8 protein-coding genes are annotated in these 9348 nt (G+C 72.9%); 3 read left to right on the forward strand and 5 right to left on the reverse strand.

The genetic code is table 11. The features are described from left to right. Positions 1–392: 392 nt before the first annotated feature. Positions 393–1334 carry an SGNH/GDSL hydrolase family protein gene (locus tag ABZ635_RS14475; protein ID WP_357764244.1) on the forward strand — a complete coding sequence of 314 codons (942 nt, stop codon included), beginning with the start codon at positions 393–395 and terminating at the stop codon, positions 1332–1334. A gap of 135 nt (positions 1335–1469) precedes the next feature. Here ABZ635_RS14475 and ABZ635_RS14480 read toward each other — a convergent pair whose 3' ends face one another. The 5 genes from ABZ635_RS14480 to ABZ635_RS14500 all read right to left on the reverse strand — a co-directional run bounded on the left by ABZ635_RS14480 (position 1470) and on the right by ABZ635_RS14500 (position 6465). Beyond that, positions 1470–2633: an EAL domain-containing protein gene (locus tag ABZ635_RS14480; RefSeq protein ID WP_357764247.1), complete on the reverse strand. Its 1164-nt coding sequence runs from the start codon at positions 2631–2633 to the stop codon at positions 1470–1472. 189 nt (positions 2634–2822) lie between these two features. Continuing rightward, entirely contained in the window at positions 2823–4061 is a 1239-nt protein-coding gene (gene fabF / locus ABZ635_RS14485; protein WP_357764250.1) for a beta-ketoacyl-ACP synthase II, read from the reverse strand. Between the two features lie 137 nt (positions 4062–4198). Next, positions 4199–4441, reverse strand: coding sequence for an acyl carrier protein (locus ABZ635_RS14490; protein ID WP_357764252.1), 243 nt, complete (start codon positions 4439–4441; stop codon positions 4199–4201). 84 nt (positions 4442–4525) lie between these two features. Then, a complete protein-coding gene (locus ABZ635_RS14495; RefSeq protein ID WP_357764254.1) occupies positions 4526–5482 on the reverse strand; it encodes a beta-ketoacyl-ACP synthase III in 957 nt (318 codons plus the stop codon). Between the two features lie 2 nt (positions 5483–5484). Further along, positions 5485–6465: an ACP S-malonyltransferase gene (locus ABZ635_RS14500; RefSeq protein WP_357764257.1), complete on the reverse strand. Its 981-nt coding sequence runs from the start codon at positions 6463–6465 to the stop codon at positions 5485–5487. A 254-nt stretch (positions 6466–6719) separates the two neighbouring features. Here ABZ635_RS14500 and ABZ635_RS14505 point away from each other — a divergent pair, with 254 nt between their 5' ends. Both ABZ635_RS14505 and ABZ635_RS14510 read left to right on the forward strand, forming a co-directional pair. After that, positions 6720–7967 (forward strand): helix-turn-helix domain-containing protein, encoded by a 1248-nt coding sequence (locus ABZ635_RS14505; RefSeq protein ID WP_357764260.1) that lies wholly within the window; start codon positions 6720–6722, stop codon positions 7965–7967. 295 nt (positions 7968–8262) lie between these two features. Beyond that, complete coding sequence (locus ABZ635_RS14510) at positions 8263–9198, forward strand: hypothetical protein (protein WP_357764263.1); 936 nt, start codon at positions 8263–8265, stop codon at positions 9196–9198. The last annotated feature ends 150 nt before the right edge of the window (positions 9199–9348 follow it).

The raw sequence follows: 9348 nt of genomic DNA on the forward strand, positions 1-9348 counted from the left end.
CGACGGACCGCCGATACCCGGGGGTGACCTCCGCGTGTGATCACCGTGACCAAGGAGATTCGCCCACAGAGGTCGCCAGGGGCTGTGAGCTACCTCATAAGGGACTTCTGGCTCTTCTCGGGCGCACCGGGCGTTGTCCCCTCGGGGCTCCGACGGCGTGGGCGGGACCGGCGCGCTGACGTTGGTCGCGGGTATGCTGGACGGGCACTGTCCTCGCCCGAGCGTCCCTCGGCCGGGTGTCCGCGACGCGGTTCACCCCGGGTCCGACGGTGCTCGGGCATTCGGGCCAGCGGCAGACCGCGACCCGCCAAGACTTCCGTCCCGCGCACCCCGGCGCATGGCAGGCGAGGGACGGTCGATCCGGATGATTGGTTGACGTGACAGACCTTGAGATGAATCCCCCCGCTGCTGCGCCCGCGAACAGACCGGAACTCATCCGGTCCTACGTGGCGATCGGTGACAGCATCACAGAGGGGATGGAGGACGACAGCGGGCCCGGCGGCGAGTACCGGGGCTTCGCGGACCGCCTCGCGGAACACCTGGGCACGCTCTCCCCGGACTTCCGCTACGCCAACCTCGGCGTCCGAGGACGTCGGATGAAACACATCTTCGGCGAACAGCTGGAGCAGACCCTCGCCTGGAAGCCCGACCTGGTCACCGTGCTCGCGGGCGGCAACGACGTCCTGCGCCCCGGCGGGGACCTCGACGCGCTGGCCGAGAAGTTCGAGTGGGGCGTGCGCCAACTGCGCGACGCGGGCATCCGCGTGGTGATCCTCGCGGGCCACGACACCGGCTGGATTCCGGTCCTGCGCCTGTACCGGGGCCGGATCGCGGTGTTCAGCATGCACATGCGGGCCGTGGCCGAACGCACCGGGACCGAGATCGTCGACCTGTGGGCGCTCAACGCCCTCAACGACCCCCGGGCCTGGAGCGACGACCGCCTGCACCCCAACGGCGCCGGGCACCAGATCGTCGCGGCGCGTGTCGCCGACCTGCTGGGCCACCCGATGGGACCACCCGAGTCCTGGACCGACCCGTGGGCCACCCCGCCCCAGCAGCTGCCGCGTATCCTGCGCCGCCGTGAGGGCCGCCGCTGGGCCCGCCAGTACCTCGTCCCGTGGCTGCGCCGCCGGGCGATGGGGCGCTCCTCCGGCGACGGCCTGCTGCCGCGCCGACCCGAGCTGGACTACCTGCACGACGAGAAGACCCGTGAGGAACTCCGCGAGCGGTTGAGCCAGGCCGGCGCCGACACGCACTTCAACGACTACGCGGCGGACGACACCCCGCCGACCAGCAGCCCCTCGGGCACCAAGGGCCCCGAACCCCTGCGCTGACCCGACCGGTCTCCCACGGTGGCCGCGCTCCCCGCACCCGCGGGGACGCGGCCACCGTCGCGTTCACACCCCCCACGCGCGCGGGCCGGGTGGACGGGCGGGGACCGAGCCGCGCTCAGCGCGCCCCGGCCCCGGTCACTGCCGGGCCAGGGACTGGATGAGGTCGCTGACGTGCACGACCCCCACACACTGGCCGTACGGGTTGGTGACGATCAGGTCGTCGTACACGCGCTCGCGGTCCTGCCCGGCCACCCGCAGCGCCGAGATCGCCGACATCCACGCGGGCACGGTCCGGGGCGACTCCGCCAACCGCAGCGCGGGGCGCTTGGCGTGCAAGGCGTGCCCGTACCGCCCGGTCACCGACAACAGGAACCGGGTCCGGTCGATGACCCCGGTCGGCCGCTCCCGGTGATCGATCAACACCACGCTGTTGAGCGCGGTGTCCTGGGTGAAGGCCTCCATGACGTGCTCGCCCGTGGACTCGGAGTCGAAGTCCAGCGGAGGCACCATGAACTCGGTGACCCTCGGGCCCGCGTCCGAGTCGTCCAGCGCGGTGGCCGCGGGCTCCGGCACGGGGTTCACCCGCTCGCCGGGCCGCCACCCCGGCCCGGCGAAGAACGCGCCGCAGCCCAACCGCACCCCGCACTCCCGCAGACGCACGATCTCCTCGCCCCGGTCCACCCCGGTCGCCATCGCGTACACGCCGCTGCTGCGCCCGATCCGGGCCAGGCCGTCCACGATCCCCCCGTTGCGCTGGTCGCCGTCGATCCCCGACACCAGGACCGGGTCCAACCGGATCAGGAACGGCGTGGCCTCCACCACCAGGTCCGGCCGGGCCATCGCGGTGCCGAAACCGCACCGGAACCCCAGGGAGCGCAACCCCGCCACGGCGGTCAGCACGGTGGCCCGGGGCAGCTCCACCAGATCCGGGGTGAGCATCAGGGTGACGTCGCGCGGTCGGCGGCCGGCCCGTCGCAGGGCGCTCTCGACCAGCCCCGCGAGCCCGGTGCCGTCGGCGAGTGCCACCGAGGGCAGCGGCAGGACCAGCGGCAACTGGCTCTCGACACCGTCACCCGCGCGGACCAGCGAGGCCAGCCACTCGGCGACCAGGGCGGGGCCGCCGCCCCGGCCGTCCGGACGGCCCAGACCGGCGGGAACGTTCGCGACGACCTCGACCGCCACCACGGCGCCGGAGTCCAGGTCCACGACGGGACGGAAGGCCGGACCACGGGGACGGGGCGCCGACCGCTCGTCGGCACCGGGAACCGGCCGGGTCTGTGTGCGAGGCAGGGTGGACACGTCGTCCATGGTCGCGCGCGGGGCGCGCCGACCTGAAGACCCGCGCGGCGGAGTTCAACCGTTCTTGGGACGTGGGCCGCCGGGCGTTCACGCGGGGTTGACGGCCGCCACGGACACGACAGGGGGCGTCACCCTGCGGTGACGCCCCCTGGGGACCTGAGCCCGTAGGTCGCGCACGGGCCCGCTCGATCAGGCGCGGCGGAAGGCCACCGCGATGTTGTGGCCGCCGAACCCGAAGGACTCGTTGATGGCGGCGACGTCCCCGGCCGGCATCTCCCGGGGCTTGTCGCGGACGATGTCCACGGCCACCTCCGGGTCGAGCTCGGCGATGTTGATGGTCGGCGGGATCTGGCCCTCGTGCAGCGCCAGGATCGTCGCGATCGACTCCACCGCGCCCGCGCCGCCCAACAGGTGGCCGGTCATGGACTTGGTGGAGGTCACCACCACCCGGTCGGCGGCGGCCTCGCCCAACGCCGAGCGGATCGCCCGGGTCTCCCCGACGTCCCCAGCCGGGGTCGACGTGGCGTGCGCGTTGACGTGCACGATGTCGCTCGGGCTGAGGTCCGCGTCGGCCAGGGCCTGGGTGATGGCGCGGGCCTGACCGGCACCCTCCGGGTCGGGCATGACGATGTCGTGGGCGTCGTCGGTGTAGCCGACCCCGGCCGCGTGGGCGTACACGTGCGCGCCGCGCTTGGCCGCGTGCTCGGCCGACTCCAGGACGAGGATGCCCGCGCCCTCACCCATGACGAAGCCGTCGCGGTCCTTGTCCCAGGGGCGGGAGGCGGTCTGCGGGTCCTCGTTGCGGGTGGACAGCGCGCGCATCGACGCGAAGGAGGCGATGTTCAGGGGGTGGATCGCGGCCTCGGTGCCACCGGCGATCACGACGTCCGCGCGGCCCGCGCGGATCATGTCGACACCGTTGGCGATCGCCTCTGCGCTGGAGGCGCAGGCGCTGACCGGGGCGTGGGCGCCCGCGCGCGCGGTGAACTCCAGGGCCACGGCGGCCGCGGGGCTGTTGGGCATGAGCATGGGCACGGTGAACGGCGAGACCCGCTTCCAGCCCTTCTCACGGAAGGTGTCGTACTGCTCCAGGATGGTGAGGATGCCACCGATCCCGCTGGAGACGACCACACCGAGGCGGAGGGGGTCGACGTCGGGGGCTCCGGCGTGGTCCCACGCCTCCTGGGCGGCGATCAACGCGAACTGCTGGGTCCGGTCGAGGCGGCGCAGCCGGGGGCGCGGCAGCTTCTCGGAGGGCTCCTGCGCGATCTGCCCGGCGAAGTGCACCGGAAGCTTCTCGTGCCAGTCCTCCGGCAGCATGCTGATCCCGGAGCGGCCGTCGAGGAGCGCGGACCATGTGGTCGCGACGTCACCCCCGAGGGGGGTGGTGGCGCCGAGGCCGGTGACGACGACATCGGTCTTGGACATGATCCGATCGCCCTTCTCGTGGGTCGATCCCCCGGCGCTGTCCGCCGGGAGGCGTGGCGAATGAGTGGGTCTGGGGTGTCCTCGGTGGGGACGGGGCGGGCCGCCGGTCCGGGGTGGGGACCGGCGGCCCGGACACGCTACTTCTGGATGAAGTTGATGACGTCCTGGACGGTCTTGAGGTCCTTGAGCTGGTCGTCGGGGATCTCCACGCCGAACTTGTCCTGCGCGGCGACGGCGATCTCGACCATGGACAGCGAGTCGATGTCCAGGTCGTCCACGAACGACTTCTCCGGGGTGACCTCGGCGGGCTCGGTGCCGACGATCTCCTCGACGATATCGCCGAGGCCCTTGAGGATGTCCTGCTCGCTGTGGTCGGCCATGTTCTTCTCCTTGCTTGACGAATGTGGTGTCGGGTGGCGTTCCCGGGCGGGGCGGGCGGACCCTCCCCGGTGGGACCGGACGGATCAGGGGATGCGGATGACCTGGGCGGCGTAGACCAGGCCCGCGCCGAACCCCAGGGTGAGCACGGTGCTCCCCGACGGCAGTTCCCCGCGTTCGACCATGCGCGAGAGCGCGAGAGGGATCGACGCTGAGGAGGTGTTGCCCGCGGTGACGATATCGCGGGCCACGAGCGCCTGCGGCGCCCCCAGCTTGCGCGCGATGGACTCGACGATCCGCAGGTTGGCCTGGTGCGGCACGAAGGCGGTGAGCTCGGTGGGCTCCACACCCGCGCGTTCCAGGGCCTCCAGGGCCACCTTGTACAGCTCGGTGGTGGTCCACCGGAAGACGGCCTGGCCCTCCTGGTAGAGGTACTTGCCCTCGCGCAGGTGGATCGTGTCGGCCCGCTCCCCGGAGGAGCCCCAGACGACCGGACCGACGCCGTGGTCCTCGGAGGCCGAGACCACGGCGGCACCGGCTCCGTCGGCGAAGATCACACAGGTGGACCGGTCCTGCCAGTCCACCCAGTCGCTGAGCTTCTCCGAGCCGATCACCAGGACGTTGCGGGAGCTCCCGGCCCGAACGGAGTCCGAGGCCAGCCCGAGCGCGTAGACGAACCCCGCACACGCGGCGTTGACGTCGAAGGCGCCGGGGGCGTCGATGCCGAGCCGGGCGGCCACGGTCGCGGCGGTGTTGGGGATCTGGTCCTGCGCGGTGCAGGTGGCCACGATCACCAGGTCGATCTCCTCGGGGGAGATCCCGCCCGCGGCCAGGGCCTTGCCCCCGGCCGCCACGGCCATGCTCGCCACGGTGTCCTCGGGGCCCGCGACGCGACGCTCCCTGATGCCCACGCGGCTCTGAATCCACTCGTCGGTGGTGTCAACGCGGGACTCCAGGTCGGCGTTGGTCACGACCCGCGACGGCTGGTACCCGCCGAGGGAGCGGATCGCGGCGCCGCCGGGCGCGCTCGGGACGTTGAACATGCTCAGCCTTCCTGCTGGCCCGCGGGGGAGGCGGTCCCCGCGTGCTCCTTGATGAGGGCGCCGGCGCGTTCGAGGTCGTCGGGGGTCTTCACCGCGAGGATCTCGATGCCGCGCAGGGCGCGCTTGGCGAGCCCGGCGAGCGTGCCCGCCGGAGTCAGCTCGATGAACGCGGTCACCCCGAGGTCGGCGAGCGTGTCCGTGCACGCGTCCCAGCGGACGGGGGAGGAGATCTGCGAGACCAGGCGGTCCAGGTAGTCGGCGCCGTCGGCGACCACGGCGCCGTCGGCGTTGGACAGCAGCCGCACGGTCGGGTCCGCGGGGGTCAGGCCCCGGGCGGCCTCGCGCACCCGCTCGACCGCCGGGGCCATGTGCGCGGTGTGGAAGGCGCCCGCCACGGACAGGGGGCGCAGCCGGGCCCGCTCGGGCGGGTTCTCGGCGAAGGCGGCCAGCTGGGCGGTGGTGCCCGCCGCCACGATCTGACCGGAGCCGTTGTCGTTGGCCGGGGTCAGACCGGCGGCCTCGATCGCGGCCAGGACGTCCTCGCGCCGCCCGCCCAGGACGGCCGTCATCCCGGTCTCGGTGCGGGCGGCGGCGTCGGCCATCCCGCGACCGCGTTCGGCGACCAGGGCCAGGGCGTCCTCGGGGGAGAGCACACCGGCCAGCGCCGCGGCGGTGAACTCGCCCACGCTGTGCCCGGCCGTGGCGTCCACGAGGGAGGACGGGGCGGGCAGCGGGGCGCCGGGGGCGGCGTGCGGGGCCAGGAGCGCGCTGGCAGTGGCCAGACCGGCGCTGACCAGCAGCGGCTGGGCGACGGCGGTGTCGCGGATCTCGTCCGCGTCGGCCGTGGTGCCGTAGCGCACGAGGTCGAGCCCGGTCACCTCGGACCACGCGGAGAACGTCTCGGCCATGCCGGGGAGTTCGAGCCACGGGGAGAGGAAACCGGGAACCTGGGCGCCTTGGCCTGGAGCAACGATTACAAGCACGACATCAACCTTGCCCTGTAGGAGATCACCAGTTGGATAGGGAGAGACACGAAGTTCACCGAAGTCGGTTTGTAGGTAATCCACAAATCGTCGCCGGTCATGTGTCCACAAGCCCGAAACGGGTGGAGGGGATCACTTTCCGACGGTACGCGGAGCCCCCGGAGCGCCGGTCCCGGGCCCGGTCGGCACCGGCGTGACGGCCGACACGGGACATAACCCGGGACCGGGTGCGGAGGGGATGCGAACCTAGACGGGTGAACACCGAACCCCGACCGACCGAGGACGGCGCGAGCGCGCCGACCGGGAACGGCGCCCCACAGGAACAGATCCGCGCCGAGACCGTACGCCGACTGGAACGCTCCATGGGGGTGCTGGGCACCGCCGCCGTCAGCCGTATGGAGGAGCGGCTCGCCTGGTTCCGACGCATGTCGGCCCAGGACAGGTCGTGGATCGGCCTCGTGGCGCAGTCCGGTGTCGCCGCCTTCGTGGACTGGTTCCGCGACCCGGAGCGTGGTCGGCCCGCCATCACGGTGGAGGTGTTCGGCACCGCCCCGCGCGAACTCACCCGTTCGGTCTCCCTCCAGCAGACCGTCGACATGATCCGTGTGGTCATCGAGGTCGTGGAGGGCCAGGTGGACGACCTGGCCGCGCCCGGCGGCGAGCAGCAGCTGCGCGAGGCCATGCTCCGCTACACCCGGGAGGTCGCCTTCAGCTCCGCCAAGGTGTACGCCCGGGCGGCCGAGGCCCGCGGGGCCTGGGACGCCCGGTTGGAGGCGCTGATCGTCGACGCCCTCCTGCACGGCGACCAGGTGGAGGGCCTCCAGACCTGGGGGTCGGCGCTGGGCTGGTCGCACACGCCGGTGATCGCGGTGGCGGGGGACATCGGCGACGAGGACGGCGGCAAGGTCATGGACGACCTGCGCTCGGCCGCGCGCCGACTGGGCTACGACGTCCTCGCGGGGATGCAGGGGCGCCGAGTGGTCCTCGTGGTCGGGGTGGGCGACCGCCACCCGGTCGACGAACTCCCGGCGGCGCCGGTGGAGCCGCTGGCGGGGCTGTTCGGGGACGGCCCGGTCGTGGTGGGTCCGGCCGTGCCCGACCTGCACGCGGCGGGGGCCTCGGTGCGCTCGGCGGTGAACGGCCTGCGCGCCGCCGTCGCCTGGCCTGACGCCCCCCGGCCCGTGCTCGCCGACGACCTGCTGCCCGAGCGGGCGCTGGAGGGCGACGCGGAGGCGCGCCAGCAGCTGGTGACGGAGGTGTTCCTGCCGCTCCGGGGCGCGGGCTCGCCCCTCCTGGACACGCTGTCGGTGTACCTCGAACACGCCTCGTCACTGGAGGCCACGGCGCGGATGCTCTTCGTGCACCCGAACACGGTGCGCTACCGGTTGAGCCGGATCTCCGAGCTCACCGGGCACATCCCCTCCGACGGCAGGGGCTCCTTCGTGCTGCGGGTGGCGGTGGCCCTGGGGCGCCTGTCCGAAACCCGCGACGGAGCGTCCTGACGGTGGTCTCCTGAGGGGGTGACCAGGGTGACCTCCGTCACGCCGTCATCCGATCGTTACCTCCCTTTTCTGCTGATTTATGGAAGTTTCACCAGCGTCGGGTATGTGTGTAACTGACCGTGTGCGCCCGGGGACAACGCGAAAAGGGATAGCTTTGATACGGGCAGGTTGCGGGTGGAGCCAGAGGCGACGAAACCCTCGGGCGTCGCTCCCCGCACCGCTCCGTCACGACGTTAATGGGGGGTCCAGCGCTGTGGTCGAGCGACCGAGGAAGAGGTTCCGGATACTACGCCCGGTGATCGATTTCGTACTCCAGCCCACGCAGGAGGGCGAGCTGCGCCGGCGGGTGCTGTTCTGGCTCCCCGCGCCGCTGCCCGTCCTGGGGCTGGTCTACCTGCTGGTGGGCGGTGCGATGTCCGCCTCCGGCTGGACGATCCTGCTGGCCGCCAGCGTGGGAGTGGGCACGCTGCTGCTCGCGATGATCGTGCAGCCCACACCGCTCCCCGAAGGGTTGGCGCCGCCGGTCTCGGCCCGCCGGTCCCTGCACCGCTTCCGGCAGTTCACCCAGCTGAGAGTGGCCCTGGCCCTGGTCCCCGTGGCCATCGGCGCCGCCGCCGCGATCGCTGGCGGCGGTATGTACCCGCTGTTCGCCGCACTCGCCCTGGCCTGGCCGCAGCTCCTGCTCGCCATGCCGACCTTCTTCACCATCACCAAGGCCCGGCGCGCCATGGAGGCCTGGGGCACCACCGCCTACCTGTGGCACGCGCTCTCCCGCCCCGCCAAGGTCACCTGGCCGGTCGTCACCCCGCTGGCGCGCTCCTACCGCGCCTGGCGTACCGACCGCGCCCGCCGTCTGGCCCGCCAGAAGCAGGAGGACCAGCAGCAGGACCAGGCCTGGAAGGAGGCCGTGGACGAGGAGAAGCGCAACCCCACCGAGGCTGCGGCCCCCGTGGAGCGGCGGCCGGAGAACGGGGGCCCCGGGCTCCAGCGCACCCGCAAGCTGCACGCACTCCCGGAGGAACTCGACGACCACGACAACGAACCCACGGCCCTGCTGGCCCAGCCGGACCTGAAGGCGGACGAGGGCGCCCACCCGTCGGCCTCCGGACCGCGCGGCACCGTCAACCGGGCCGCCCGCCAGCTCCTGGAACAGGGCGGCGCGCTCAGCCTCAGCGTGCGCAACCGGCGGCGCGGGCACGCCAGCCGCCGCCCGCCCACGCACAAGCCCTAGCCGCGAGCTCCCGGGCGGTTCGATCGTCGCGGCGTCCCCGAGCCGCCCTCCCGGGTGCCCACGAAGGAGGCGGCGGCGTCCACCGCCGAGCGCCCGGGAACGCGCCAGACGGGTCGCATCACGCGTTGCAGCAGCACGCCGACGAACTCC

Source organism: Nocardiopsis sp. NPDC007018 (assembly GCF_040635075.1).
GTDB lineage: Bacteria > Actinomycetota > Actinomycetes > Streptosporangiales > Streptosporangiaceae > Nocardiopsis.

What these genes read in the sequence shown, in the direction of transcription:
- ABZ635_RS14475 (WP_357764244.1), top strand. Translation starts at nt 393, where the DNA reads ATGAATCCCCCCGCTGCTGCGCCCGCGAACAGACCGGAACTCATCCGG.
- fabF (WP_357764250.1), bottom strand. Translation starts at nt 4,061, where the DNA reads ATGTCCAAGACCGATGTCGTCGTCACCGGCCTCGGCGCCACCACCCCC.
- ABZ635_RS14490 (WP_357764252.1), bottom strand. Translation starts at nt 4,441, where the DNA reads ATGGCCGACCACAGCGAGCAGGACATCCTCAAGGGCCTCGGCGATATC.
- ABZ635_RS14495 (WP_357764254.1), bottom strand. Translation starts at nt 5,482, where the DNA reads ATGTTCAACGTCCCGAGCGCGCCCGGCGGCGCCGCGATCCGCTCCCTC.